At 69.0% G+C, this 26654-nt stretch carries 20 protein-coding genes and 2 pseudogenes; 7 read left to right on the top strand and 15 right to left on the bottom strand.

What is annotated here, in order from left to right; genetic code table 11:
* Positions 1-82: 82 nt before the first annotated feature.
* From ACF1BH_RS30530 to ACF1BH_RS30515, 4 genes are all read right to left on the bottom strand, one after another.
* Entirely contained in the window at positions 83-571 is a 489-nt protein-coding gene (locus tag ACF1BH_RS30530) for a hypothetical protein (protein WP_391647661.1), read from the bottom strand.
* Positions 572-1386: 815 nt separating this feature from the next.
* A complete protein-coding gene (locus tag ACF1BH_RS30525) occupies positions 1387-2973 on the bottom strand; it encodes a hypothetical protein (RefSeq protein ID WP_391647660.1) in 1587 nt (528 codons plus the stop codon).
* The gene (locus tag ACF1BH_RS30520) at positions 2966-4267 is read right to left on the bottom strand and encodes a DUF2398 family protein (RefSeq protein WP_391647659.1); all 1302 of its coding nucleotides are present in this window, start codon (positions 4265-4267) and stop codon (positions 2966-2968) included. Before ACF1BH_RS30520 ends, ACF1BH_RS30525 begins: the two co-directional genes overlap by 8 nt.
* A complete protein-coding gene (locus ACF1BH_RS30515; RefSeq protein WP_391647658.1) occupies positions 4264-5775 on the bottom strand; it encodes a DUF2397 family protein in 1512 nt (503 codons plus the stop codon). The genes ACF1BH_RS30520 and ACF1BH_RS30515 overlap by 4 nt, the downstream gene beginning before the upstream one ends.
* A gap of 1708 nt (positions 5776-7483) precedes the next feature.
* Here ACF1BH_RS30515 and ACF1BH_RS30510 point away from each other — a divergent pair.
* Positions 7484-7852, top strand: coding sequence for a hypothetical protein (locus tag ACF1BH_RS30510; RefSeq protein ID WP_391647657.1), 369 nt, complete (start codon positions 7484-7486; stop codon positions 7850-7852).
* A 166-nt stretch (positions 7853-8018) separates the two neighbouring features.
* On the opposite strand, the pseudogene ACF1BH_RS30505 reads toward ACF1BH_RS30510, so the two are convergent.
* The 3 genes and pseudogenes from ACF1BH_RS30505 to ACF1BH_RS30495 form a co-directional block, all read right to left on the bottom strand.
* Positions 8019-8174, bottom strand: a pseudogene (locus ACF1BH_RS30505) (IS481 family transposase); the annotation flags it as partial.
* Positions 8171-8680: a hypothetical protein gene (locus tag ACF1BH_RS30500; protein WP_391647656.1), complete on the bottom strand. Its 510-nt coding sequence runs from the start codon at positions 8678-8680 to the stop codon at positions 8171-8173. The pseudogene ACF1BH_RS30505 and the gene ACF1BH_RS30500, both read right to left, overlap by 4 nt.
* A 22-nt stretch (positions 8681-8702) precedes the next feature.
* Positions 8703-9776: a MerR family transcriptional regulator gene (locus tag ACF1BH_RS30495; protein ID WP_391647662.1), complete on the bottom strand. Its 1074-nt coding sequence runs from the start codon at positions 9774-9776 to the stop codon at positions 8703-8705.
* 383 nt (positions 9777-10159) lie between these two features.
* Between ACF1BH_RS30495 and ACF1BH_RS30490 the strand changes: the two genes are divergently transcribed.
* Positions 10160-10597 carry a hypothetical protein gene (locus tag ACF1BH_RS30490; RefSeq protein WP_391647655.1) on the top strand — a complete coding sequence of 146 codons (438 nt, stop codon included), beginning with the start codon at positions 10160-10162 and terminating at the stop codon, positions 10595-10597.
* 190 nt (positions 10598-10787) lie between these two features.
* Here ACF1BH_RS30490 and ACF1BH_RS30485 read toward each other — a convergent pair whose 3' ends face one another.
* From ACF1BH_RS30485 to ACF1BH_RS30470, 4 genes are all read right to left on the bottom strand, one after another.
* Positions 10788-11159 (bottom strand): hypothetical protein, encoded by a 372-nt coding sequence (locus tag ACF1BH_RS30485; RefSeq protein ID WP_391647653.1) that lies wholly within the window; start codon positions 11157-11159, stop codon positions 10788-10790.
* Between the two features lie 25 nt (positions 11160-11184).
* Entirely contained in the window at positions 11185-11487 is a 303-nt protein-coding gene (locus ACF1BH_RS30480) for a restriction endonuclease fold toxin-2 domain-containing protein (protein WP_391647651.1), read from the bottom strand.
* The gene (locus tag ACF1BH_RS30475; protein WP_391647650.1) at positions 11484-11648 is read right to left on the bottom strand and encodes a hypothetical protein; all 165 of its coding nucleotides are present in this window, start codon (positions 11646-11648) and stop codon (positions 11484-11486) included. The genes ACF1BH_RS30480 and ACF1BH_RS30475 overlap by 4 nt, the downstream gene beginning before the upstream one ends.
* Positions 11649-12249: 601 nt before the next feature.
* On the bottom strand, positions 12250-12561 hold the full coding sequence (locus ACF1BH_RS30470; RefSeq protein ID WP_391647649.1) for a hypothetical protein: 312 nt from the start codon (positions 12559-12561) through the stop codon (positions 12250-12252).
* A gap of 973 nt (positions 12562-13534) precedes the next feature.
* Between ACF1BH_RS30470 and ACF1BH_RS30465 the strand changes: the two genes are divergently transcribed.
* From ACF1BH_RS30465 to ACF1BH_RS30455, 3 genes are all read left to right on the top strand, one after another.
* Positions 13535-13990 (top strand): hypothetical protein, encoded by a 456-nt coding sequence (locus tag ACF1BH_RS30465; protein ID WP_391647647.1) that lies wholly within the window; start codon positions 13535-13537, stop codon positions 13988-13990.
* 71 nt (positions 13991-14061) lie between these two features.
* Complete coding sequence (locus tag ACF1BH_RS30460) at positions 14062-15477, top strand: VanZ family protein (RefSeq protein WP_391647646.1); 1416 nt, start codon at positions 14062-14064, stop codon at positions 15475-15477.
* An 83-nt stretch (positions 15478-15560) separates the two neighbouring features.
* The gene (locus ACF1BH_RS30455; protein WP_391647645.1) at positions 15561-15980 is read left to right on the top strand and encodes a hypothetical protein; all 420 of its coding nucleotides are present in this window, start codon (positions 15561-15563) and stop codon (positions 15978-15980) included.
* Positions 15981-16807: 827 nt separating this feature from the next.
* On the opposite strand, the gene tpg is transcribed toward ACF1BH_RS30455, so the two are convergent.
* The 3 genes and pseudogenes from tpg to ACF1BH_RS30440 all read right to left on the bottom strand — a co-directional run.
* A complete protein-coding gene (gene tpg / locus ACF1BH_RS30450; RefSeq protein WP_391647644.1) occupies positions 16808-17365 on the bottom strand; it encodes a telomere-protecting terminal protein Tpg in 558 nt (185 codons plus the stop codon).
* 12 nt (positions 17366-17377) lie between these two features.
* Positions 17378-19621 carry a telomere-associated protein Tap gene (gene tap / locus ACF1BH_RS30445; protein ID WP_391647642.1) on the bottom strand — a complete coding sequence of 748 codons (2244 nt, stop codon included), beginning with the start codon at positions 19619-19621 and terminating at the stop codon, positions 17378-17380.
* 487 nt (positions 19622-20108) lie between these two features.
* Positions 20109-21009, bottom strand: a pseudogene (locus ACF1BH_RS30440) (ATP-binding SpoIIE family protein phosphatase); the annotation flags it as partial.
* 1048 nt (positions 21010-22057) lie between these two features.
* Here ACF1BH_RS30440 and ACF1BH_RS30435 point away from each other — a divergent pair.
* Both ACF1BH_RS30435 and ACF1BH_RS30430 read left to right on the top strand, forming a co-directional pair.
* On the top strand, positions 22058-24577 hold the full coding sequence (locus ACF1BH_RS30435) for a hypothetical protein (RefSeq protein ID WP_391647641.1): 2520 nt from the start codon (positions 22058-22060) through the stop codon (positions 24575-24577).
* A gap of 647 nt (positions 24578-25224) precedes the next feature.
* On the top strand, positions 25225-25446 hold the full coding sequence (locus ACF1BH_RS30430; RefSeq protein ID WP_391647640.1) for a hypothetical protein: 222 nt from the start codon (positions 25225-25227) through the stop codon (positions 25444-25446).
* A 219-nt stretch (positions 25447-25665) separates the two neighbouring features.
* Here the strand turns inward: ACF1BH_RS30430 and ACF1BH_RS30425 are convergent.
* A protein-coding gene (locus ACF1BH_RS30425) for an IS5 family transposase (RefSeq protein WP_391647639.1) occupies positions 25666-26524 on the bottom strand; the annotation gives its coding sequence in 2 pieces (ribosomal slippage) (positions 25666-26182 and positions 26181-26524; 861 coding nt in all).
* Between the last annotated feature and the right edge of the window lie 130 nt (positions 26525-26654).

Genomic DNA, 26654 nt, shown 5'->3' with positions numbered 1-26654 from the left:
AGTGCTGTCGCGAGGGTTTCGAGGTCTGTCGTCACAAACGGACCAACGAGACCCTCGCTTCATGCGCCTGAAGACTTCGGACTTACTCATCTAGGTAGGCGGTGCCGTCGGTGCCGACGGCTGCCTGTCCGGGCAGTGGTCGTTCGCCGGGCTGCAGGAGGCGGACTCCTGCCAAGAGCCGGTGGATCAGCGCCGGGTCGACCGGGGCGTGGGAGTCGGGCACGAGGACGTCGGCCAGGGACGGCCCTTGATGCTCGGGAGTGAGGGCGAGGGTGGTGTCGCCAGCTGTCATCTCGCCTGTGGGCGAGATCCAGGCATCCAGGAGCCCGGCCGCGAGCAGGGCTCCTTCGAGCCGGTCGGCTTCGTCGGGCTGGAGGTGCGGGGCGAACTCGACCGCCTCCCACAGGGGTGCGCCGGCCCGGCCGTGCCGCGGGGCCCTCCAGCGCGGCAAGATGGGAGGGCTGCTGCCCTGGCGGGCGCGGCAGATCTTCTCGTCGAGGTCTTCCAGGGATTCCTGCTCTGCGCTGAGGCGCAGTTCTGCCTCGGCGAGGCGCCCGGAGAGGGCTTCCACGGCGCTGCGGTGCGCTCTAGCAGTGCTCTGGGCGAGGAGGTGCGCCGCGTTGAGGTCGAGGGGGCCTCCCGAGTCCGGCAGGCGCAGCCCAGCCGGGTCGAGGACCTTCAGGTCCCGGGCCCATGCGTGAACGCGGCTCGCCCAGGCATGGGCTTCCTGGTCCGCGGCGCTCCGTGCCTCGCGGGCTGCCGCCTCTGCGGTGTTCGCGAGGGTTCGTGTCTGGCGGGCGTGGGCGTGGGTGGCGGTGGCATGCTCCTGGGCGCGTGCGGCTTCCGTGAGGTCGCGGCCGGCCTGGTGGATCAGGAGCCGACGGCGGCCGAGGTCGTCGCGGGCGGCCTTCTCCAGGGTGTCGAGGAGGGCCGGTCCGTGTCGCCGGGGCCTGTTCTCGTGGAGTCGGGTCCTGGTGATGCGGTGCGGGTGGCCCTGTAGACGGCATGCAGGAGGGCGTGCAGGGAGCCTGGCGTGTCGGCCAGCGCACCGGCCTGGCCGCTTAGCGAGTCTGCGATGGCGGCGGCTCCTCGAGACGCCCCGGAAGCAAGCTCGCTTGCTTCGGCGGCACGCGCGGCTGCTTCGTCTGCGGCCTGGGATCGGGCGCCTGCCCGTTCGTCGCAGGCCCGGACGTCGAGCTTGGTCAGGGTGTCCGCGGCCTGTTCGCCCACCCAGGCGCGGATGGCGTCCGCGTCGAGCGGGGTGGCGTTGCACAGGTCGTCCGGGAGCGCCGGGAGCCGCTTGAGGCGGGTGCTGTACCGCGCCAACGCGGCACGGGTGGCTTCCTCGGTCTGTTCGAGAGCGTCGGTCGCGTCGTGGGCGTGCGTCTATGCTGCTTCGGCGTGCCGCCGCTTGTCCTCGTAGTCCTCTTGCGCGGCACCGTACTTGTCCTGCTCGTCGGCCAGGAGCTCCAGCGCTGTTTGGACGCGCTCGGCTGCCTGGGACTGTGCGCGGCCCCAGGCTGCTGCCTCTTCGCGGGCTGCTACGGCGGTGTCGCTGTCGGCGGGCTTCTGGTGCTGCCGGGCTTCTTCGAGAGCGCTGGCCAGCGGCTCGTGAAAAGGTGCGGCGCCCAGGTCCTGGGCGTGTCTGCCGAGGTCGTGTGTCGTCTTGGCCCAGGCTGCGAGGGCTTGGTGGGCTGTCTGCCGGGCGGCTGCGCTCTGTTTCTGGTGATCTTGGTGGACGGCTTCTGCCTGTTTGACGTGCTGCAGGCTGTCGGCCGCACGGTTCTCGCAGTCCTGGGCGTTGCGGCTGAGGTCTCCGAGGCTCGTTCCGGGGTGGCCGGCGATCCGGTTCTCCAGGGTGCGGATCGTGGCGCGCAGCTGCTCTGCGCGCTTCTCGTCCTCGTGGAGGGCCGCAGTGGCCTCGCTCTGCCGCTCCTTGGCGAGAGCCTCTGCGTTGAGTGCCTGGTCGCGGGCGGTGAGGGCTGCGGCGTGCCGGGTGTGGCGGGTGGTGTAGTTCGTGGCGGTCGTGGTGGCGGCAGCCGCGACGTAGCGGCGGTAGGCGGCTCGGACGTCGGACAGGATGCCGCGCTCGGTGCGTGCTGCTTGCAGGTGGCCCTGAAGTTGTTCGGCTTTGCTCAGGGCGTCGGCGAGGCTTTGGACGCGGCGGGTTTCGAGGGCGGGCAGTGCGGAGGTGAGGGTTTCCTCCATGGTTCGGGGGCTGATCTTGTCTCCGGCCTGGACGCTGCGCAGGGCGCGCAGGACGGTGGCGAGGGCATCGGTCTGGGTTCCGTCGAGCGGCTGGTACATCCGCTCCCGGACTGTCTCCGGGTAGTCCTCCTCCCTGCGCAGTACGGAGGTGTGGTCCCGGCACTGCTGTTCCAGGCGGGGAGACGAGGTGAACAGCAGGCCGTTGAGTGCTTCCAGTTGGGCGGCGAGGTCGGTGATGGTGACGGGCATGCCGTCCCGTTCGAGGATGAGCTGGGCGTGAACGCGGGCGGGGACGAGGAACCAGGCCCGGTCCAGGGTGTTGCGCTGGCCTCCGCCGCTGTGCAGCCACAGCCCGGCTGTGAGCCATCGCGTGCTGGTGTGCGGGCCGTCGGGGTCGGTTCGTCCGTACTCCTGCCACCAGGTGCCGCTCTTGGGCGGACCGGGCCTGCCGAGCGTGTGGATGGAGGTGAGCGTCCCGGCGACCTCTGCGGCGGCGGAGAGGTTCTTGGCGGTGACGTTGCCGTCGATGAAGGTCGGGCAGAGCATGGCGCTGGTCAGGGACTTCCCGGAGCCGTTCATGCCGACCATGGCAAGGCAGCCGCCTGCGTAGGCGAACTGCTCGTCGGTCCAGAGCCAGGAGTTGACCGCTCCGGCGCGGGTGGGCTGCCATCGCCCGTTGGCGGTGGGGTGCGGGTCGAGGGTCGGGGTGTCGGTGAACGGTCTTGCTGTGTCGGCGAGGCGGTGGCGGCGGGGGGTGTCAGTCATCTCGGCTGTCTTCCTCGTGGGCTGGGGTGGCGGAGTGGGAGCGGGGTGCGTTGGTGATGCTGAGCTGCCAGAGGTGGGCGGCTGGGGTGGGCTGCCAGCCGGTGCCGGGCGGCGGGTCGGCGGTGCACGCGCCGATGGAGAGCAGGTGGTGCACTGCTGCTGTGGCGAGGGTTCTGGCCTTGCCTGCGCCTTGGTAGTTGCGGGCCCACCACGGCCGCTGGCGGAGATGGGCGGCGAGTGCGTCGCTGGCCCAGTGGAGGCCGAACCAGGCCAGCGGGTCGTCCCTGCGTGTGAGGGCGTGGAGCAGGAGCAGGGCCGCCTGCTGCTCGACGGTGCGGCGTTGGGGGAAGGCCAGGTCCGTGGTGTGTCCGGCAGGGTCGGTGGTCATCCACCAGTCCTGGCGGACCGTGCAGGTAAGTCCGGCGGCTGCGGCGACGTTCAGTGCCTGCTCGCGGCCGCTCCAGGAGGAGAGGTAGGCGCCTGGCCCGGTGGCGGGGTCGGGTGGGAGGCCGGGGTCGTCCAGCACGGCGCGCAGTGCCGTGCGGCGGTGGTGGCGTGCGGTGTCGACGGGGGGCGCTCCCTCGGGCGGGGGTGCCTGGTCCGGGCAGAGGGCGGTGACGTGACTGTTGGGGTCGTCGAGGTCGATCGGGAGGAGTGAGGGGGGCGGGCAGGCGATCAGGAGGGCGAGGCGCTCACGGCGCGCGGTGATGGCCAGGTCTGCGTCCGTGCCCTGTTCGAGGACGTTCAGGGGCTGGTCGAAGGCGAGGAGGTGCCAGGACTCCAGCAGGCGCAGCGCGTCGATGAACGCCATGCGGTGTGCGGCGGCGGTGGCTTGCCGCTGGCCTGCGGGGGCGCCCGGTTGGAAGCGGGGCAGCCGGGCGGTTGGGGCTTCGGTGCCGCATGCCTGGATGACGGCGCGCTGGAGGTGGTTGAAGGTGGTCTGGGCGGCGCGCCACATCTGCTCGCAGATCAGTGCGGTCAGGATCTGCACGAGAGGGGGCACGGGTGTGCGGGCGGACGGCCTGCTGCGGTGCACGAGGGGGACGCGGCCGGCCGGCGGGTCAAAGCGGCGTTTGTACAGGCGGCAGATGCCTGCCTGGCGTTCGACGTGGAACCGCCAGCCGGAGTGTTCGCTGAACCAGTGGGTGAGCTCGTGGCGGTGGTGGCAGGCGAGGCGGAACTGCTCGGGGTCGTCCTCCTCGGCCAGGATCTGGCGGGCGAGAAGTGCCGCCACTACCGGTGAGGCTTCGGGGCTGAGCGGTGGCTGGTCGCCGGCTGGGGCTGTGGTGGTCATGCCGCCTCGCCCCCTTCTCGGGGCGAGGCGCACCTGATGTGAATGAGGAGGTCGGGGGCGGTCAGCTCTCCTTCCTGCAGCACGACGCTCACGGGGCGGCCCGGTGTGCCGACCCACAGGGTCAGCTCGGCCCCCATCGTGGCCGCTCTGCCCATGCCCTCTGCGTCGTCGAAGCTGTCGAGGGCTTCCTCGATCAAGTCCACAAGGACTTCGGCGTGGTCGGTGTCCAGTCCGGCGAAGTGGGTCAAGGGGACCGCTCCAGGCGTCGCGAGTGCTCTGGCGATCGCTTCCGTGCGCGCGATGTCGGCGTCGTTGGCGGCTTCTGCCTCTCGTCGCCGTTCGGTGAGGTCGGCGACTTTGCGGGGTGCGCCGGTGGAGCGTGTGCCGCGGTCGTGGGGCCGCAGGACCAGTCTGACGGCGTGTCCTCCCGCGCTGCTGGCCGGGTGGTGCGGGGCGAGGGACTCCTCGACGGCCTCCACGGGATGACGGGCGGGCCAGATCCCGAAGGCCGCTGCGAACACCTTCTGGGTTCCGATCTCGGTGGGCTGGGCGTGGAGCATCCGGGCGATCTGGCGGAAGTCCCCGCCGACGTCGCTGCCCCGCGCGCTCGCGTAGAAGCGCCGGTCGATGGCTCCCAGTAGGGCGTGGATGGCGTCTGCCGCCGCGTCGACCAGGCGCTCGATCGAGCCGTGGGGCACGAACCACGCCTCGAGGTCGGCCAAGTCGCGCTCCCGGTCGGCCGTCCACGCCTGCTGCTCGGCCGGGTCGAGAATGCCCGCGCCGGCGATGGCGCGGCGGACGACGTTCCCGCTGCCCACTTCGGCCAGTGCGCCGAAGGCCACCCTGACCTGATCGAGGGCCTGCTCGGTGCGGCGTGCGAAGTGCTGCAGGGCCAGGAGGATGTGGCGGCGGCTGGTGGTGAACACCACGTCGTCGGTGACGTCTCCCTGGGCGAGCGCGCCGACTGCGCTGTAGAAGTCCCCGCCTGCCTCCTGCAGTTGCTCCAGGTGTGCGCGGACCTGGTCCAGGGTGGGGTCCAGCATCTCGGCGTCCTCGTGGTACTGCTGCAGCAGGGTCTGGAGGGTCTGCTCGATGGCGTCGAGCAGACGCGGTGGGAGCCGCAGGGTCCGATTCAGCCGGCGGGCGATGTCCCGTACGCCGGCTACGACCACCCGGCCCTGCCGGGTGAGGGCCCACGCCTCGCGGCGCCGTCGTCCGTCGCTGAGGCTCTCCACGGCCGCAGTGTGGTCGACGCCCGGCGTGGCATAGCCGTGTTCCTTGAGGGCCTCGAGGACCTCGATGAGGGCCTCGTTGCCGACCGCGTCCTCGTAGCCCACCTCGGTCAGCAGCTTCCTGATGTCGGACAGGGCCCACATGGGTCCGCGGCTGCTCGCCACCAGCAGAGCGGCGAGTACGGCACCGGTCAGCCGCTGCCTCCCGGCCTGTCTGCCGTCGGTGAAGACGTCGAACATGTCGGTCTCCAGAAAGCTCCACCAGTCCTCGGCCACGTGTACTCCCTCTCCCCTTGGAACGCGCTCTGGCGCAGGCGCCGTTCGCCCTGCCTGCCTCCGGGCAGGGGCGAGCAGCCCCGTCCGGCGACCCGGATGCGACGACTTTCATGACGGTAGAGGAAGGATCTGACAATTCACCTAAATAGAATGCATATCCATTTTTAGCTCACAAGTACGTATGCAGGGTGATGTTCCAGGCTCAGCACGAATGCCGAGCGATGTCGATGTCGTGCTGGAGGAACGAGCTGCGCTGCTCCCCCCTTCCAGGGGGGAGCAGCGCAGCTGACACCAAGACGGGGCAGGTCACTCGCGTCTGGCGAGTGGCCGCTTATGGGCGGCGCTTGAACGGCCGGAAGTGGCACAGGCAGAGAGGCGGAATGCTGGGGCCAGGCGTCGTCCGCGCCGGGCCGGACCCGCGTCGAGAGCTCGCTTCGTCGTGCTGTGCGCGCCCTGAGGACGGGCTACTTCACTGTGGCTGGCGAAAAGGAATTCCTGCGAGATGCCACGGCGGACGTCAACTCCGTGGTCTCGTCAATGAAGGCAGCGCGCCGATAAAGGGACTCCCCTTACCCTCCTGGCCTATTGAGGTCACATCTCATTGCGGTACGGAGTTCCGCGAAGCAGTCTTCCCAGTGATCTCGGAGCCCAAGGTAGTTCTGGTCTGTATGGGTGGCGCCTTCCTCGATCAGGTCGCGCAGGTCCCGCAAAGCGCGAAATGCCGTGGTCGAGGCATCGACCACGGCTGTGGGGGCTACGAGAGCGACCTGGTACCGCAGTTCGTAGGCATTTCCGTCACGGAATGCCTCCACGGCTTCGCGGGCCCTCTCCTCAAGGGGCGTGCCGCGGGACCGGGCTGCGAGCCGGAGGAGGTTCCTGGTCTGGGCGAGCGCGGCAAGGTAGTCCGCATAGAGTTGACGTCGGACGTTCTGGTCATTGTCCTGACGGGTTCGTTTCGCCCGCGACCAGTCGGCGGCCAGTGTCGACAGGACACCGATCAGCGCCCCCAATAACGTACTTATCAATGATCCCCATCCCATCCAGCAAGGCTATGCTGAGCTGAACCGATGCTGTTTCGGACCGTCGGAACGTGGCTTGCTTCCATCACGTGCTTCGTGCGGCACAAACCGACATGAAGCACGACGCTCCGTCTCGGGCGTCGGGCACACCGCTTACCTCTCACAATCCACACCACGTCGGCGGCAAGCACGCGACTGCATAGACGGCTCTCTTGCTCGGGGCCCGTTAGTGCCTGGCCGAGCTGGCTTCAGTCCTCGTTGCACACACAACCGTTACGGCGATGCCGGGAGCGTGCGCACGCGTGTATCTTCGCTGACCATCCAGAGCCGTAGCTCCCTGGAAAAGTTCCGCGTCGACCGCGAGCGAAGAGGCCCTTACCCACAGCGCCGACTCCGCCCCCTCCACCTCGCGCTCGTCTTCGGCATCGACGAGAAGACCGCCATCCGCTACGCAGACTCAGCACGCGCGCTTCTGGGAGAATCTGCCGAGCAGGCATCACAATGAAACCCGCTCGACGTGCTTAACCCCATGACGAGATCATGGCCCCATGCCGTCGACCGAACCAGCCGCCCGCGAGTTTCAGGACCGTGCCGCTCTCTGGAGCGTCGGCGAGATCCACGCAACCGACGTCGTCATCGCTGCCTGTGATGCACTCGTTGCTGGCCTCGACAGCCCTACGCTGAGGATCTTGGCCGCTTGCACACGTGCCGAGGCGAACTACGACGTCCTCGACCTGCTTCCCCCTGCACTCGACGAACTGGGCCTCATCTTCTACCCGGTGGGCAGCGATGCCGGGCAGGAAGCCGCCGCACGAGCACTCGCCGCCCGGATGCTGGCCGGCGAGCTGACACCACGAGAGTTGGCCTTCCGGGTCCACCAGCGCTTCGGGCACGAACTGGCCCTGGCCGAACGAATCGCCGAGCTGGACGACGAGTACGACATCCTCGAATACGGCGACAGAACACCAGCACAGGTCGACGCCGATGTAACAGCCGAAGCTCTTCGGCTCGCACAGCGTCCTCGTGTTCCAACCGAACCCACGGACGCACCGACCTGAAGCACACCGGTGGACCCGTGAGTTCAAGCTGAGGAACCTTCGGTTTCCGTGAACCACGGGGATCCTGGCCCTGTTCTCCCGAAGCTACGGCGAAGCGACAAGTAGCTCTCTGTAGCGGATCTGGGATGTTCTTGTCAGCGTTTTGATCTTCTGGGCTCATCGGGGGCCCAAGTTCGCCGTGGCTGCGATGTTGATTGACCCACTTCGATGCGCACGCGCGGGAGATCCCCATCTCGGCTGCGACGCGCAATCGGCCTTGTCCGGCAGCGCTCGGCCAGTCGACGGCGCCCTCGACGGTGAGGGGCGCGTTTCGGTGCGTCACGCAGTGGGACCGGGTGCGGAGGGCCGCTTGGCGGTGTTCCGCTGGGAGATGGCCTCTGCCACCTCGTCGAGGGCGGTGCGCAGGGAGGCGCCGTAGGCGTCCTGGGGGAGGCTGGGGGCGTGCTTTTTGGCTGCGTTGATGTGCTCGGTGGCCGCATTGAAGGACCCGAGGCGGCGGTAGTTGTCGGCCAGGTTGAGGTGGAGGGAGGGGTAGAACCCGGCGATATGGAGGCCGGTGTGGTGCTCCTGGACGCGCTGTTCAGTCACGGCGTCGGCGGCGTCCAGGGCCCGGATGTCCCAGGCGAGGGCCTGGGCGGGGTCTTCGTAGAGGTCCGCCAGGTAGTGGGCGAGTGAGCAACGGTGCAGTGGATCGCCGGTGACGCCGATCGCCGACCACAGGTTCAGGAGCTTGTGGCGGGCGGAAAGGACGTCTCCCGTTCGGCCTTCGACGACGGCTTGACCGATAGCTTCCATGGTCGGATCGGGGCTGGCAGGTGCTGTAGGCATGAACTGTTCCTCGTTGTCGTTGTCAGGCTGAGTGGTCGAACTTGATGGGCATGGCCAGGGTGGTGAGATCGCCGCGGTCGGCGGAGCGAATCGTGACGGGCTGGTCGTGTCCCCTCATGTCGAGCATCACGTCGGGGCCGATCGCCGTGCTCACGGCGGGATAGAGCGTGGTCATCTCGAACCGGATCTGGAGGGCCTCGCCCGTCACGGTGGCCGAGAGCGGGATTCCGGGATGCTCGCCGTTCGGGGGCCGGACGCTCACGCTGTGATCGGTGATGTGCAGTGTGAGGTGTTCGCCGGGGTGTTCTTCCAGGGCCCGCAACAGCAGGTCCTTCGCGACCGTCGCGCGGGTGGTGGCCTCACCCAGGGATGCGAGCATCAACTGGTGGTCGGGGAACTCCTCGGGCCGTATCCGGCAGTGCCGGTCCTCCCGCTCGGGCATGCGCAGCCGGACCCCGTGCGGCACCCCTTCGACGCGGACCTCCGCGCTGCGCCGAATGTCGGCGACCGCGGCCCGGATGTCGTTGCCGTCGACCGTGCCGGCCCAGGTCTGCTCCGCCGGCCGCGCTGGCACCAGGGTCCGAGTGGAGAGCCGGTACCGGTCGGTCGCCGTCAGGGCGATCGCCTCGTCACTCGCCTCGATGTGCAGGCCGGCGAGCACCGCCATCCCTGGCTCGTGCGCGGTCGCGGTCAGAACCTGCTCGACTGCATCAGCCAGCACGGGCCCCTTCAGCGTGGCTATCAGTAGACCGGGCATGTTGCCGCCGAGCGTGGACTTGATGACCGCAGCCTTCTGCCTTGCCGCCGTCGCATCCCCGACGATCTTGGCGACATGCTCGTCGAGCAGCCGCACCGCTTCGTCGGCCCCGGTGCCGAGGACCGCCTCGACCGCAGCCAGCGGCATGGCGATCTCGCGGAGCCGACGCAGTGTGATCGCCCGCGCCACCTGGTCGACGTCGTAGTAGCGGTAGCCCGTGACCAGGTCCACTTCGGCAGGGCGCAGGAGCCCGGAATCGGCGTAGAAGCGCAACGCGCTGGAGGTCAGGCCACTGCGCTGGGCAAAGACCCCGATAGGCATAAGCTCGGAATTTGGCACCTCACCATCATTGAGCTTCAACCAACTCGAAGGTCAACATCGACGTGGTGCGTCACCAACGCCATGGCCAGCAACACCTGGGCCGGACGGCCGGGGCCCGGCGGCGCATAGGCGGGCGGCGGGCGTGTTCCGAGTACCCGCGGTCGGCCATGAGTTGACCAACGGGAGCCCAGTGAGCGGTCACGTTTGCGGAAGGACCTAGTCGTTTCCCTACCCGCATAGACCGTGGTGTTGCTGGTATGGCTTCACGCCCCGGAATTTGCCGGGCCTCACCTCGGAGCCCCCATGCGAACACGCGAATCGCCTCCGCGGCCGCCGCTCTCGCGCTCGCCGCGACAGGGTTCATCGTCACCACCGCCAGCGCGCACGCCACGACCGCCACAGTGGCCACCACGTGCTCGCAGTCACGGCTGCCGCTGCCGGACGCCAGCTGCCAGCCCGGCGCCAACAACCCGGACGTCACCCAGTCCACCATCGACAAGACGATCTGTGTGCCTGGGTGGACCTCGACGGTCCGCCCGCCGACCTCCTACACCAACCCGCTGAAAGTCCAGCAGATCGGCGAGTACGGCTACACGGACACCAGCACCGCCGACTACGAGGAAGACCACCTCATCCCCCTCGAGCTGGGCGGGGCGCCCCGCGACCCGAAGAACCTCTGGCCCGAGCCCCGCTACGGCACCCAGCCGGCGGCCAGCAAGGACTCCGTCGAAAACAAGCTCAAGACCGCGGTGTGCAACGGCACCGTCAAGCTCGACGCCGCCCGCACGGCCATCGCCACCGACTGGACCACCGCCCTGTCGCAGACCGGCCTCAGCTGAACCGCACTTCACGTACACGTCAGCGGCCGCCTGCAGGCGGCCGCTGACAACCGCTGGAACGGCGCAGGGAGCCATGCAAACGCCGCGCGGCGACCAACCACGAGCGCCTCATCCCACAAACCGACAGCAGAGGCGACCTGCATGGGCCGGTGTCCATGACCAGGGCCGTGCCCGTCGTTCATAGCCGGTGTCAGCCGCCGAAGGACTGGGCGAAGGGCTCGGGGTCGGGTGAGAGGTCGACGGGTTCCAAGGTGGCATCGGCTTCGCTCCACCACATGGCCGGAACATCGGGGGCCAGCTCTCGCAGGAGGCGGTGGATGATGCGGGTCGGCACTTCCAGGTCCTGGTGGTCGGGGAGGCGCAGCACGTTGTACTCGTCGTCGAAGGTGAAGGTGAGTGTGGTGTCGTCGAGGTGGATCTGCAGCTCGGTGGTGTGGCCGTCGTAGGTGTCGACGGTCGTGCCGGGCCAGATCCGGGTGGCGGTGGCGGCGAGGTGTTCGGCGGTGAACGTCCAGCAGGCGCCGTGTTGCCGGTCGGCGCTGATGTAGTAGTGGTTTCCCACGGGCTTGTCCCTTTTCCGGTGGTGGCTATTTCTCGATGCGGGTCTCGCCCGGCACGTGTTCGGCAGCCAGCATGGCGTCGTAGTACGCGGCGGCCTTCTCGTCGTTGGTGATGACCTCGAGGTGGTTGACCTTGTTGCGAGGGTCCTTGAAGGCCTCGGCGTAGCGTCGTGCCTCGTCCTCCTGGCTCTTCATCGTCGACTCGTAGACGAAGTCGGGGACGTTGTCGACGTTGCCCACCCGCAGGGGTGAGCGGCAACTCTTTTGCTGGCCGATGTACTTGGCGTCGATCGCAGCGCCGTCCTCGGCACGTACGCCGTCGGCGTTCATTCCCGTTCGCGTCCGTTGCCCGTGGTCACGGGAGTGTAGAGGTTGTACTCCGTGGAGCTGGCCACCCGTATCCGATAGGCCCGCCGGGCGTCGATCTCCGGCTTCTTGCCGGTCGGCCGCACGGCAGGGCTCGTGCGGCCGTCGGCGTCCATCTGGTTCATCCACCCGTGCATCTGCTGCTGGCCGGCAGACGACAGGGGCGGGAAGGCACTGTTCGGGGAGCGGGGCAGGGGCGCAGACCGCCGGTTGGCGTAGGGGTGCTGGCTGCGGCAGATGTTGCGGCCAGTGTCATGGCGGCGGTGGTCGCTGTGGGGATGACGATGCGGGCTGCCGCAGAGTCCACGGCGGCGGCCTCGGCCAGGACGGCGAGCTCGGCGCTGGCTTCGACCTCGGCGGTCATGGCCGCGGCGGCGGCACCGGCCTCAGCGATCAACGCCGCCTCCCCGCCTGCGGCCACCGCGTCGGAGGCACCGACGGTGAAGAAGGTCAGGGCCACGCCGACCACGGCGACGCCGGCGGCGATCTCAGCTGTGTGCTCCAGGTCCTTGCGCAGGCCCTCAGTCTTCTGCGCGTAGGTGCGGTAGGCGGCGGCAAGTTGCTGAGTCGGCAGCGCCCTACCGGATGCTCGCCGACCTGGTCCGCGCCGACGACGTCCTGCCCCACAACACGCCGGACACCGCCACGTCTCTCCCGGGCAAGACGGGCCGCTTCCAGGCCACCGTGGTGGCTACCTGATTTGGTGAGCCTCGCACCAGTGCGCCATCAGATCATGGGGAGCAGTGATGCGGCACCTAGGCTCCGTGACTGGGCCTTCGCTGAGTGGCAGAGCCTGGAGAGGGCTTGGCGGCGGCGCACCGAGAGGAATCGCTCTGCGGCCCGGGTTTTCGCCTTCAGCAGCGTTGTCCTGTCTGTGGTCGCCACCGCGATCTCGGGGATTCCCTCGGTGCCCAGGTGGTGGATCGTCATCGCCTGCTCGGGCGCCGCGCTGGCTATCGCGTTGCGGAACACCACGAAGGCGCAGGAACAGTGGATCTTCGGTCGACCCGCATCATCGAGATCGTGACGGCTGGCCACGGCTCATGGGCCGGGCATCTCTCCAGCACCGTTGACGCTCTCACCTCGACAGCCGCTTCCGCGCCGCGCTGACAACGGACGGCTACACGCACAACGCTTCCGGAGCCAGTGCGCTTCGTTGTCGGCCGTGGCAGCTACGGCGCTCAGCAAGAAGGTGTCAGCGACGGCTGGCTCCCGAGGTAACTGCCGACGCCTTCGAGGAGATGCACTTTCTACCCGGCTCCAAGAGCCGGGTGCCGCGGGTGGCTACTGCAGGTGCGGGACTGCGGAGGCGAGCACCGCCCCCGGAGGCAACGGTCCGGTAACCTCGCCACCCAGCCCCGGGTGGGGTGGGTGGGGCCCGCACCAAGGACGACGGTGACGAGCGGCGCAGCATCACGGTGACGGGGGCTCCAGGAGATCTCTGTATCGGCGCCGCCTTCGTCAGGGTGAGCGCCGGCCCCGGGTATCCCAGGCGGTGCGGCGACGTCTCCGGCGTGCGGTCATGGAGTCTGTCTTGATGCCCGAGTCGCTGCTCTGTGGCGTCCGCGAGTTCGTTGATGGTGCCGTCCTTGGCCTGCTGCCTCGGCAGACATCTCCGGCATCCCCTGGCCGCCCGCGCGTCTTCGGCGATGTTGATCACTTTCACCTTCTTCTGGCCATTCGCGAAACTTCTCATCGGCGCCACATACCCCCTGCACAGGCGGCTCTTTCGCTACCGGCAGGTGGATCTAAATGATCGGTAGCGGCACAAGATGGCGTGAACCTGATACAACCCACCGTTCTGCCCTCTCATGCGGTGTTCACGGTTGATACGTTCTGGGCCGTCGCCGAACGCTTCTGCGGTCTGTGCTCAGTCCGGAACGTAGAGCGACGACGTGGCGATCTGGCCTGTGAACGGCTCGGTCGCTTGCCCTGGGGGGAGGGCGCCGCCTTGACCGGGCCAGCGACAGCTGGCTCTCCTCCCGATGCCGATTCAGGAGGAGTAGCTCACATGACAGTGCGGATGATGCAGAAGGCTGCACGCGCGGCGGCCGTTTCGGGAATGGTGCTGGCGTCCATAGCGATGTCCAGCGCGGCGTACGCGGTGGACGCCGCTCCCCCGGCAGCGGCAAGTGCGAAGCTCGCAGCCGCGGGTTGCCCCGGTGATGGCCACATCTCGCGTAACTACACGTGTACATCATTGAGCGGCGGTGCGCTGTTCCACCAGAAGTACACCAACGACAAAGCTGCCACCTGGTATGTGAAGACCAGCGGTTCGAAGATCTCCGGCAAGTTGGGCTTCACGAAATCCGGTAAACAGCAGTGGGGTTCGCACTTCTCCCAGTCCAGCGGGACGACGAAGCGAAACACCTGGTCGGGCGTGACGTACTGCTCCAGCACTGTGGGGCTGCTGTCGGTCGACGGGCAGCAGACCTACCAGACGCCGCTTACCACCTGCAACAGCTGATCGCTCCGCGCGTGGTCCGCGCCGTTCACGCAGGCCACGCGCGACTTCTCCAGGATGGGTGAAGCAGTCCCGTGCTCACTGCCGTGTTTCAAGGCAAGGCAAGCTTCATTGCCTTCGCCTCAATCTCCGTACTTCTTCTTGCCGCCGTGGGGTACGTCCTCGGCCGACGCTTCTCCCGGCGGCCGTGGGCCGTCGCCGCGTTCGTGGGCGCCGTCAGCACGGAACTCGCTCTGACCCTGTTCCTGCCCAGCGGTGGCCCGGCCGGCTCCGGTGGCACGGGGGCATGCATCATCAACCGGAACTTCGCCGAGCCCTTCGCCACCGAACAGGGGCTCTTGAACATCCTGTTGTTCCTGCCCATCGGATTCTTCGGCGTGATGGCCTTCCGCACGCTGCTGCCGGTGCTGGCGGGAAGCGTGCTGCTGACCATCGCCACCGAACTGCTCCAGACCCTCGTCCCCGGCATCAGCCGCGGATGTGACAGCAGCGACGTGGAGATGAACACCCTTGGCGCGGTGGTCGGCCTCCTCCTCGCTTGGGCCCTCCTCCACTTCGCCGGGCGCCATGTGAACGCGCCGAAGGCTCAGGCGGGACCGACCGCGATCGGCGCAGGCATCGGCCTGGGCTGCGCCGCGGTGGTATGGCTCGCGTGGATCACCCCCACCGCCGTCGACGCGACCAGCCTGCAATTCACCGGGAGCAAGGAGAAGGCGGCGGCCACCCAGGCGATCCGCCAGGCATTCGGCGAACGCTACGAGATCGCCAACGTTCAGCTTTCCGCCGGTACGGAAGACGTGCCCGACAGCCTGTTCATCACCCTTGACCACGGCTCTGCCGAGCTTTCCTGGCCTGACGCCGCGCACCTCAATGTCACCCTCGAAGACTCCAGCGTCATCACCGAGAACAGCTTCCCCATCCCCGGGACACGCAAGAAGCCGGCCGGCGAACATGATGCCCTCGCTCTGGCCCGCCGCTACGCCCAGGAGCACTACCCTCGCGAACTGCAGGGTGCAGACCCTCAGGTCACAGCTGTGGGAGAGAAGGCCGAACTCGGCTGGATCGCCAGCTGGCGCCGCCGCAATGCGGACGGGGTGCTCATGCCGATGCGCCTCGACATCCAGATCAACACCGCCGGCCGCATCTCCCAGATGCTCGTCAACACCACACCGGACCCCACCACCCTGCCCCGGGCCACCATCTCCGAGAAGGCCGCCCAGAAGACGGCCCTCGCCCATGTGGAACGCCCGAAGGGCGCCGACGGCCTCCACGCCGTTGACAGCGAACTCCTCGCCGTACAGCGCGACGGCCACTGGCGGACCCAGTGGATCACCACCTTCGCCACAGACGACCCGACCATGCAGCTGGAACCCGTCTACGTCGACGCCTCCACCGGCAAGGTCGCCCAACGCGCCACCCAAAACCAGGAGATCCAACCGCCCTCCGCCGAAGGCGAGACCGTCACAGAGACGATCACAGAAACCAATTGATCCGACTCTGCGTCCGGTTTCACCACCCCACTCACTTTGAGGACGAGCTCATGCGCATCTCAGCTTCCACCGCCGTACGAGGCATGGCTGCCTCGGCAATCGCCCTTCTCACAGTGGCGTCCTCCACGGGTGCCGCGCATGCCTCCCCCGCGCCCGCCGCAGCAACCGCTGCGGCTGCCAGCTGCCCCGGCGACGGCAAGGTAGGGCCGGGTGCCGCCTGCACCACGTTGTCGAGCGGTGAGCTGTTCCACTACAAGTTCAACAACGGCCCCAGATTCGAGGTCGTCTCCTACTACCAGAAGACCAGCGGCAACAAGATCGCCGGCAAGCTCGGGTACTCCTACAAGAACAAGACCACCTGGGGCAGCAGGTTCACCCAGACCTCCGGCACCCGGAAGACCAGCACCTGGCACCCTTCCGCCATCTCCCAGTGCTCCCCCACCGTGGGGCTCCTGAGCGTCGAGGGCCAGAAAATCTTCCAGACACCGCTGGCCAACTGCTAACACCGTCAGCTACCCAGCCCGCGTCCGGTCAGGGCCATCTCCCGCACCAGCATCGCCCGCAGCCGGGCAGGGTGCGAGGCAGGGCGGTCAGTGTCGCGGAGCTGCTGCTCAACGATCTGAACCAGGTCATCTGCGGGGGTGCCTCACACGTGGGGCACCCCCCGCAGACGCATGTCCGCACCCTCTGCGCTGCTCGGCACCCAGATGGAATGTCGTCAGCTGCTTCCCGCCTCGCTGGTCCAGTTCACGGTGCCGGTGTCGGCACACACGGCCCGCGAGGAGCGCCCGAGCCCACACCGACATCCCATCCGTGTCTCGTACTGGCCCAGAAACGGTCGGCACTCCTCGACCGAGCGAACTGACCCTTCGTCGCCCCAGGACACGCTGCGGCTTCTTCGGTCTCCCGCCACGCCGCGTACTCCTGCTGTATCCCCGCGCCGTCCGGTTCTCCCACCCGTACCGCGGACATCGGTGTGAAAGAGCCCTGCAGGTACGCGTGCCGCTGGCCTGGTCAATAGCGCGCAGCCGGGCTGCGGTTTCATCGTCACGTCCAAGGCGCGTACGGTCTCAGCCACCTGGGCCGTGTTGCCGATGAGGGCGAGTTCGACGTCGCACGCGGTCCGGTCGGCCAGGGCTGCCCCCAGGGTGAGCAGGTGGCGAGTCCCGATGTCAAGTCCTTGCTCCCCCGCCGCCTCCGCACCGGCGGCTGCCGCGTCGAACCCAGCCTGCAACGCGGCACGAGCCTCCTGCTCCTCCCCTACAGGCAGAAAGATGCCAGCCCCGGACCGATGCGCGGTCCGGGGCTGGCGGCTGTCCGGGCGCGGCTGCTACAGCTCGAACTCGAGGTGCTCGATGTCCGTGAACCGCACCTCCTCCAGGGAGCCGGCGCGGCGGGCGCCGTCCTGGAAGTAGACCTCCTTGAGCGCTTCGGCGGCGATTTCCTGGAGGCGGGCGTCGCTGACACCCTGCTCCTGGGCGTCGAAGAGGCGGGCGGCGTAGATCGGGGGCAGGGCGACGGTCAGGTGGCGGATGCGGTCTTGGTCCGTGGATCCGATCGGCGCGGTGTAGCCCATGCGGGCGCGGGCGTCGATGACGATGCCGCCCGTGGAGGCCGCCTTCGCCCTGGCCTTGGCCCTGATCTGCGGCTGCCAGCGCGCTTTGACCTCGCGCTCCAGCCGTGCGGCAAGGTCCGGGCGGGGCTTTTTGATCTGGTCCTTCACGTACCGCTCAACGGTGCGCTGGGAGATCCGCAGCATCTGCGCGACCGCCTTGGTGCCCTTCATCTGCTTGACCAGGTAGCGCATCTGCGGGCCCGCGTTCTTGGGCGCCGGGCGGGTGAACGCCTTCTGCACGGCGGCGTCCAGGCCGTCCCCGAACAGGCTCATCGTCGCCCCCTCCTACTCTCCGTTGTCGACGTCGGTGACAGTGCCGTCCTTGATGTACCGGGCGAGGTTGAGCTCCGGCGCGTTGAACCGGTCGCGGACCTCTTCGCCCCACAAGACGCTCTGGGTGCCCTCGTGCTTGACCAGGCCTGGGTTGATACCGAGCTTGAAGCCGCCAGGCAGCGGCCTGCCCTCCCGGTAGGGCAGGAAGTCCAGCGGACTCTCACCGTCGGTCGCGTAGACGACACAGTCGGACAGGACCGCGACCGGGTACTGCCCGGTGAACGCCGCGTGCTTGAGGATCTTGCGGTGCAGGTTGATCCGGGTGCGGGCGATGACCGCCGCGCGGATGTCCGGCCGCCACGTCGGGCGGGACAGAGCGCGCCACGGCTCGCCGGGCCGCCAGCCCTCGCCACGCGGGCGCTCACGCAGCTTGCCCAGGCCGCCCTTCACCGTCGCCTTGATGGCCGAGACGACGATCGCCAACTCCGGGTCGCGGCCCTTGTAGCCGTCCATCGCTGCGAGGAAGTCGGTCGGCTCTGTGTCGGCGTGGACGCCGAGGTCGGCCATCGTGGCGAGGTAGGCGTCGCGCAGCCGGTTGTACCAGCCGTCCAGGTAGCGACCGTTGTCGTACCGGACCCACGCCTCGAGCGGCTTGACCTCGTAGCCGAGCTCCACCGCGTAGGCGACTGTGGGCGTCGCGTACCAGGCCGGCCCCTCCGGGCGGTCGCCCTTCGGCGTGAACGGGGAAGGCAGCAGCGAGCCGTCCAGCTCCACCCACTCCTTGCCAACCTTCACCCGCGACAGGTCCACGTGGGACAGGTCCACCAGCCACGAGCCCGGCAGCTTCGGGTCGAACGCCGGGGCTCGGACGTGTGTCGGGGCGCCGAGGCCGACGTTGAGGCCGTTGGCACCGGCGGCGAACGCCATATTCACGTCCAGGCCCACGAGGTTGCGGCGCAGGACCTCGTCGTCGGTGAGGGGCCTTGCCCAGTCGTAGGCCTCCTCGAAGAGCTTCTCCGCAGGTCCCCGCACGTGGAACCGCGGCAGATCCTTGAGGACGGGGTGGCCGTCGGGGGCCTCGCACGGTGCCGGGTCGACCGGGTCCTTGCCCAGCGAGCCGGGGTTGTGCTCGGAGTGCCGCTTGCCGTCAGTGTCCAGTCCGGAGGCCCGTGTCGCCGGGTGCAGCGCCGTCATGAGCTCCAGGCCGGTGACGGCGGTCGAGCCGCGCGGCGTCATCACTCGGGACGCATACACGCCCAAGACGCGGGCGAGTTCGGCCGACGCCAGCTGCCCGGCTTCGCCCCAGTGCCGGGTGTCCAACGCCTGCCACGACGGGATACACAGCTGCACGCAGGCCCGCTCCGAGCCCTTCGCGGGGCGATAGATCCGCGCCCACGGCCCGAACCCGCGCTTGGTCAGCTTCCACTCCGCACGCGCGAGCTGCTTGATGACCTTGTGGCCCTCCGGCAGGCGCCCGGCAAGCCGCTCCTCATCAGTGAGTGTGGCCGGGAGGCCGTAGCGCTCCAGGGCGGCCTCGGTCAGCACGAGCAGCGGGTCGGCGTCCTTGCCGGGGCCGGAGAGCTTCGGCTGACCGAGCTTCGCCTCGCGCAGCGTCCAGTCCACCAGGGCCGGGATCGACTTGGCGGGGACGTCCAGGACTAGGCCGCCGAGGCAGTACGCCAGCACCTTCCCGTCCTCGACGTCGATCACCGCCAACGGCCCGTTCTCGAACCGCGCGTCGCCGGCACCCGCAGGCGGGCCTGCCGGAGCTGTCTTCTTCGCACCCAGTCGGCGCGACGTCGACGTCGGCCTGGTGGCGCGCGCCGGCCGGGCCGCGGCGGCCGGGGCGGTGACCACGGGAGCGGAGGCAGGGGTCTGGGTGTTCTCGGTTGCCGTCGTGGCCGCAACCTCGGGGGCCTGACCTGTGGACAGGGTCTGCGCTTCCGCCGGGTCGGCCGCACCGGTGAACGTGGAGGGCGCCGGTGCCGCCGGCTCCTGCGGGGCTTCCGGGGCGGGATAGAGCTCCGCGAGCTGCCGCAGCAACCGCGCGTACGCCTCACGCTCCGGGCCACGCGGCTCGGTCGGCTTCTTCGCCGACTCCCAGCTGGAGACGGTAGCCCGCCGCACCTTCAGCGCAGCGGCGACTTCGTCCAGCGTCAGGCCGTGCGCGACCCGCAGCCGCTTGCGCTCCTCCGCCAGCGGCAACGGTGAGCGGGATGCAACCAGCGCGTCGACCGCGTCGAACAACTCGGACATGGAACACCTCCTGACCCACACCTTACCCCCATAGACCGTACAGAGAGCGCACGTTAACCGTACGGATAGCGTACGGATGATGTTCTTCTCTATGCGAGTCGCAGCCAGGCAGGACCCGTTCCCTCTGAAGGGGAATCGCAGAAATGCACGACCCCCTACCGCGCATAGGGCTCGGAGACCACGCTGGAGTCGGGTGAGCCAGGGCTGCCCGGAGGGGCAGAGCGCGAAAGCCGGACACTAACCGGCATGCACATGGTGACTGTGGGACGAAGACGAAGGCCAACACCCGAACGGGCCGCCTCAACTCTCACCAAGCGTCAGGAGAGCTCTCTGCTCGCCCAGCCGTCCGAGCGGCCGGCCCACAGCTACGTGCACCCCATCTCGATGTAAAGGAGTTGGCAAGAGGCGTGGGGCGTGGATGGTCCTGGTCGTGCACGCCGCTGAACGGCTCAGACAGGCAAGTCGAGCCGCCGTGGTGCATGTAATGTCACGGATTCGCCTGCGAACTGGTCGGTAGCACGCATTCGAACCACACTACTTTGCCCATGCTCAGCATGGGTCGCCCCCCAGCGCCACGCCATGCGGTTGACGATGTAGAGGCCTCATTCATCCTCGTCGAACGGTCGCGCCTGGCGCAGCCGCGGGAGCTGCGGGAAGTCGTCGCTAACCTCGCAACGCAGGACGTTGGTGCGCAGCAGCCGCAGCGTCACCGGCCGCTCCGCGTAGCTCACCGCATTGGTAACCACCTCGCTGACCAGCAGCTCCACCTGATCCGTCAGTTCCTCCAGGCCCCAGCGGGCGAGTGCCCTACGGGCGTGCCGGCGGGCCCGTGACGGTGCCGCAGGCTCCGGGGTCAGATACCAGGACGCGGCATCGCTCGGCGGAATCCCGTCGAACCGGGCGGCGAGCAGCGCGATGTCGTCATCCCAGTTGCCGGAGCCGCGCATGGCGAGCACGTCGTCGCACAGTGCCTCCAGCGGCAGCGGGTGGTTCGGATCGTTTAGTTGGGCGGTGGCGGCCAGGCGTTCGCGCAGTTGCTCGACGCCAGCCCATACATCGCGGTCCTGCGACTCCACCAGACCGTCGGTGTAGAGCACCAGCGTGGCGCCCGCCGGGGCGTCCAGCTCCACCGCCTCGAAGTCCACGCCACCGACGCCGATCGGCGCGCCCGCCGGAACCCGCAGCACCTCCGCCCGACCATCGCCGTGCAGCATCACGGGCGGCGGATGCCCCGCGTTCGCCACGATGATGCGGTGCGCCACCGGGTCGTACACCGCGTACAGGCACGTCGCCATACGATCCGAACCCAGCCGCTGCGCCTGCTCGTCGAGGTGATGCAACACCTCCTGCGGCGGCAGATCCAGACCCGCCAGCGTCTGCGCCGCAGTGCCGGCGCGGGAACAGCCGAGCGGCGCGGGCGAGCTACGGCCAGCACGAGGTGACCGAACAGAGCTCCCCAAGGACCGATGGCATGCTGAGCGCATCCCGACGGCGCCCGGCCGATGCTGCCGCCGGGCCGGACACATCCCCACCAGCACCCAGCGCCCTACCCACTGCCGGGCCGGGGCCACGGCGGACGGGACAACTCCTCACCTGTGGTTCGGACCAGAGCAGCGTCAGCCGTCGGCGAGCGCCGTAACAAGCCGCGACGGCATCCTCGCCTGCGCGAGCAGCCAGCGTACGGACGTCCAGGACCCCCGCCGGCCGACCAGCGGCCCTGGCCGCGCAGGCCCCTACGGCGCCCGCCGGAGGAGAGTCAGAAGCTGACGAGCCCAGGCCCGCGTCCTGGCGGGCCGCAGGCCGGACAACATGCTGCGGCCGGGGAAACGAGCGGGGCAGCGGGCAGGTCCGGGCGGCCGGGGCCCGGCGCGCTCTCACGTGCCGCAGGGCGTGCCGGGCGCGGCGAAAGTCGACCGCACCCCGGCGCCCGCTGAGCTACACTTCTTCGGCCGCCAGCATCACACCACGTCACCTCGCCCCACTACCGACTTTCCTTCCAGCGAGCGGTGGGGCACGACAGCCATTTCCCGCACCGTCGGCGCGCGAATATCTCAACCCGGGCCTCGCACAGCCTGGTTGGGCTGCTCGTTCACCTGATCCGGTGAACTCCGCTCCTTCGGCTCGCCGCTGCGTCAACGGCAGTGGCAGGTTCTGTGATGCACGTCGGTGGCTCATCACCGGCGTCCGCCTCATGCCGCCGTCGGCGGAGCAGGAGCAAGCTGCGAGAGGTCCAGGCGCCACCGAGGCGCTGTTGGGACTGATGGTTCTTCGGACGCTGGCAGGTGGACCGTACGGGGCTGGGAGCCAACGCACACCCTACGGGTGTCGCCCTGATTCCTTGCCAGCACGAGGCTTCGGCACTCGGGCGCGTGACACGCTCCCGATGGTCGGGAGCTTCTGTGCTCGCCCGGGACGCCCGGGTGGAAGGACGACACCATGGCCGTGAAACGGTCCGATGACATCTACCCGCAGATCGGCAACGCCCTCTGGGGCGATCGCCTCGCGGACGCGATCGAGAACACCTGCGCGGACCACGGGGTCGTGCCGCCTCCACGGCAGGCAATCCTCGAGGGTCTGGCCGCAGCGCTCCCGGACACCGAGATCAAGGCCTTGATCGCCACCCTACGCGGCAGGAAGGTCCTCAAGCCCAACGCCTACCGGCTCGTGCAGGCCGACGACGAGCAGGTGCTCCTGCTGACCTGCGACGTCCACGGCGCCGCAGTGGTTCCGTGGGACCTCAACGACCGGACCGCCGTCTGCTGGTCGTCGCCCGCGCCGGAGGCCAGCCAGCGCGTCGAGGACCTCGTCGCCGCCGAGCTGGCGCTCCAGGATGCCACGAAGAACGCGAAGTCGACCGAGAAGGAGCGGGAGGCCCTGCGTCGGACGCCTGGGGACGACACGTACGCGCCACAGGCGCTGGCTGCGGCCACGCAGAAGCACCAGGACGCTGTCCGCCGCGTGCACGAGCTCGAGAGCGAGAAGCACGCTCTCCTCTCCGCTCTCGGCCACCGGCGGCCGCGCCCGGTCGTCCGCGCCGTGCAGGAGGACGGGCAGCCGAAGGCGGCGCTCTCCCTGGCCGAACAGCCCTATGCGGTGGCCGTCCACATGCAGCGGTACGCCGCCGACAACCTGGAGCGCGCCGGGAAGACCCGCGGGTACGACCTGGCCGAGTCCCTCGCGGACGCGGGCCAGCTTTCCAAGGGCATGAACGTCCTGCAGCAGTGGCAGATCACCGACTCCGACGGCACGGTCTCGAAGCTGTGGCGGCTGGCCGCCGTGACCGGGAACAACCGTGCGCTGGCCCGCCTCAAGGTCTTCCGGGTGCGTCCGGAGCACCTGGTCACGGGCATGCCCCAGTCCCTCGTGCCCATGCCGAAGGACAAGAAGGACGGCCCCGAGCCACTGCTGCTGAGCTTGCGGGAGATCCTGAACCGGCTCTCCGCCCGGCTCAACAGGGACGGTGCGAAGCCGGAAACGGAGGCGACCGACCCATCGCTCAGGGCTGCGAAGATCGCCACGGTGTCTGCAGAGATCGTGATCGGCTGCACCAAGCCCGAGGCCCTGGAACACGTCCTGCGGGCCCTGAACGTCAACGACCACCTGCGCGGCATCCAGCCCTACGACGAGGACGCGCGGCTGATCGCCCTGTTCGCAACGCTCGTCGACGCCTATGCCAGGGAGTCTCTCCTCGCGGACGCGCTCGCCGAGGCGTTCCCCGACGCGCGCGCCGCGGATCTCCTCGATCTGACGGGGGTGCGCGACGCACTGACGGTCAATGGGCCGCTCGAACCGCTGGAGCCGCTCGTGCCCGCGGGCGCCGACGTCTCTCCGGTCGTGCTGCGCGACGTCGCGGTGCGCGCCATCACCGCGCTGGTGTTTCCCGGGATCCCGCCCGAGACTCCGCAGAAGACGAACGGGCGCACCGTCCGTGACACCGGGCGGTTCTGGCCGGTCGTCAGGGGAACGCTGCAGGAGCCGGCATGGAGCCAGATCCGGGCGAAGACGGCCGAGGCTCGTACGCGTCTGTGGTCCGCCGCCGTCGCGCAGCTGTTCGTGCACCGGGGCAACATCCTCTCCGCCCTCGGTCTCTTCGGCCCCACGGAGACCAGGGAAGGCGCCGGACAGGATCCGAGGCCGCTCACGGAGCTGTTCCTCGGGGCGGAGGCCGGTGACGCGGCCGCCTGGGCCTCCCTGGTCCAGCGGATGGCGCCAGCCCTGATCCACGCTCCACAGCCGTTCATCACCCCCGGCCAGGGCAGCGAGGCGGGTGCCGGGCGCAAGGGCGTGCGCCGCACCCCCAAGAGCGCCCTCGCCGCCCTAACGCTGGCGTACACGGCGGGCGCGCCGGGCGTCAGCCGGGCCCTTCTCCTCGCGTTCGCGAAGACTGTGCTGGAGCACCCGGACGCGCCACGGCCGCCCGAGCCGGACGACGGCACACCCCTGATCTGCTACGGCGAGCAGCACTGGGCCGAAGCGGACCAGACAGCGATCACCTCTGGAATGGTGATCGCTCCGGATGCCGATGGCCGGCCCACCCGCTACGTCGCCGACAAGGCCTGGTTCGACGAGCTGTTCCCCGTGGACCTCGGTATCCCGGTGCCGGAAAGCTCTGCCAACGCGCCTGCGGGCGCCAGGAACACGGCGGACGCCAGTGCCGTGACCACCACGCACGGCGAGGCGGCTGCCGACCCGCGCGACCAGCTGGCCACGCTGCGCCGGGAGCTGCCGGCACGGGTCGAACTCGTCGAGGGGAGCTACCTGAAGGCGGTGGACGCCGCCCACACCCTGATGACGGACTTCGAGGAGGCGCACCGCCTGCGCGTCCGGCTCGGGGAGGAACCGCTCCCGGCCCAGCAGCGGATCGAGTGGATGGAAAAGCTGGCGAAGGTACGGGCCGCTGCGCAGGCCAGCGTGACAACGCTCGAACAGGTGGAAGCGCTGATCCTGAAGGTCTGACCGGCCGGATCGGGTACGGGCGGGCCCTCGAAGCGATCGGGGGCCTGCTCTCCTCCCTCTCCGATCCACAGACCGGTACAGGCCAGCAGCGCGATCAGGAAGCGGTCCCGCGCTCTGGGGGCGGTGGCGAGCATGCGGCGGATCTGCTGCTCGTCGCCGAGGTCCTCATAGCCCAGCTCAGCAATCCTGAAGCGGAATGAGGCCGCCTGCACCTCGCGCCGCTGGCCGAACTCGCCTGTGTCGTAGCCGGGTGGAGTGAAGCGCAGCAGCTTCGGCTCCGACAGCAAGGCGGGCGTAGTGGCCAGCACCCAGCCGTGCGTGTCACCGAAGCGGAGGAACTCCGCGACTACCGTCATCACCGCATTCGCCGTCGTCCGAGAACAGAACCGGACTGGCCCCGGCCAGGCTTCACTGCTGCGGGACGGCAAAGGCGCCTTGATGTCGGTGCGGACACCGGGGGCTCCCGTGATCTTGCCGTACTCGTCGACGCGCGGCAGCAGCGTCCCGACCAGGCCCAGGACCCGTGTGTCTCCGCGGGCGGGCCGCTCGGCCGGATCGCCCTCGAACCGGCTCTGGGCAGGGCGAGTGGCATCTTCGACCTGCTCGACCACGGCGGACTCACCGTACGAGGCGCCAGACCACCCGGTGTGAAGCGCTGGGTGAACCTGGCCGAGGCGGGCGACCTCATCGCCGTACCCCGCCCGCTGTCCGACCAGTTCGACGGCGTGGACACCGACGACATCGTGCACATGGCGCCCGTCGGCTGCCACACCATGGGCATGTACCTGTCCTGCGGCATGGTCGCCGCGGCGATCGCCCCGCGTCTTGCCGCGCCGGACGAGCTGACGTCTTCGGCATCCGCGGACTGAGGCTCGAGCCGCCGTCCGCCACGGCGTTCAGGGGGCGCCAGTTCGGCACGGCACCATGCTGCGGGTCAGGACGGTCGTAAGAGCAACGGCCAGCAAGGGGGAAGCGCGTCTTCGGCACCCGCCAGCAGGCCATCGACACCCTGCGTCAGCAGGTACCGCCTGCACCTACTGCCGCCCGACACCGCGCTCGGCATCCTCGACTAGGTTCTGTCTCTTTGGTCAGCGTCGGGTCCAGATGAGGATGCCGGCGAGGTGGAGTGCGGCCTGGTAGGCGATGGCGAGTTTGTCGGTCCGTGTGGCCAGGCCGCGCCACTGCTTGAGGCGGTTGATGCAACGCTCGACGGAGTTCCGCTGCTTGTAAGCCTTGCGGTCGAAGCCAGGCGGCCGACCGCCTCGGCGGCCCCGCCGCAGCCGGTGGCCGATCTGGTCGGACGGCTGTGGAATGACCGCGCGGATTCCGCGCCGCCGCAGGTGGCAGCGGATCGCGCGGGATGAGTAGGCACGGTCGGCCAGAACGGCGAAGGGCCGGGTTCGCGGCCGGCCCGGGCCGCTGCGGGGAACGCGGATGCGGGACATCACTGTCTCGAATGCGGGTGCGTCACCCGCCTGGCCTGCGGTGATGGTGAAGGCCAGAGGTCGTGCACCGCCGTCCGCAGCGAGGTGGACTTTGGTGGTCAGCCCGCCGCGGGAGCGCCCGAGAGCATAATCGGCGGGCTCGCCGGGGCGGGTCGCCCCCTTTTACGTGCGCCTCGGCGTGCTGGTGGGCCCGCACGACGGTGGAGTCCACCGAAACCGTCCAGTCGATATCGTCGTCAGCGTCCGCCGCTGACAAAACAGCGGCAAGGATCATCTCCCACGTACCGTCGACGGCCCATCTGATGAGGCGTTTGTGGGCGGTTTGAAACGCGCCGAGCTCGTCGGGCAAGTCCCGCCAGGGCGAGTTGGTGCGATACTTCCACGCAACAGCCTCAAGGGTGCGGCGGTGGTCGGCCCACCGCCGGCCTCGGACCGGATCGGCCGGCATCAGCGGCTCGATCCGGTCCCACATCGCATCGTTGATCACTAATCGGACAGACACACCCGATCAACCGACCAACCCATCAAAGAGACACGCTCTAGGTGTGTTGTCCCGGGACGTTGGTGACACGCGCGTGGGGTGCTTGAACGGGTGAGGGCCTTCTGGCTCGGTGTGGATTGCGACATCTACG

Origin of the sequence: Streptomyces sp. NPDC014733, assembly GCF_043083385.1 — a bacterium.
In the GTDB taxonomy this organism is placed as follows: domain Bacteria; phylum Actinomycetota; class Actinomycetes; order Streptomycetales; family Streptomycetaceae; genus Streptomyces.
This window is presented reverse-complemented; position numbering and strand designations above follow the sequence as displayed.

Coding starts and splice junctions, on each gene's coding strand:
- ACF1BH_RS30525 (WP_391647660.1), bottom strand. CDS start 2,973: ATGACTGACACCCCCCGCCGCCACCGCCTCGCCGACACAGCAAGACCG.
- ACF1BH_RS30520 (WP_391647659.1), bottom strand. CDS start 4,267: ATGACCACCACAGCCCCAGCCGGCGACCAGCCACCGCTCAGCCCCGAA.
- ACF1BH_RS30500 (WP_391647656.1), bottom strand. CDS start 8,680: ATGCCTACAGCACCTGCCAGCCCCGATCCGACCATGGAAGCTATCGGT.
- ACF1BH_RS30480 (WP_391647651.1), bottom strand. CDS start 11,487: ATGAACGCCGACGGCGTACGTGCCGAGGACGGCGCTGCGATCGACGCC.
- ACF1BH_RS30475 (WP_391647650.1), bottom strand. CDS start 11,648: ATGAACCAGATGGACGCCGACGGCCGCACGAGCCCTGCCGTGCGGCCG.
- ACF1BH_RS30465 (WP_391647647.1), top strand. CDS start 13,535: ATGACAGTGCGGATGATGCAGAAGGCTGCACGCGCGGCGGCCGTTTCG.
- ACF1BH_RS30455 (WP_391647645.1), top strand. CDS start 15,561: ATGGCTGCCTCGGCAATCGCCCTTCTCACAGTGGCGTCCTCCACGGGT.
- tpg (WP_391647644.1), bottom strand. CDS start 17,365: ATGAGCCTGTTCGGGGACGGCCTGGACGCCGCCGTGCAGAAGGCGTTC.
- tap (WP_391647642.1), bottom strand. CDS start 19,621: ATGTCCGAGTTGTTCGACGCGGTCGACGCGCTGGTTGCATCCCGCTCA.
- ACF1BH_RS30435 (WP_391647641.1), top strand. CDS start 22,058: ATGGCCGTGAAACGGTCCGATGACATCTACCCGCAGATCGGCAACGCC.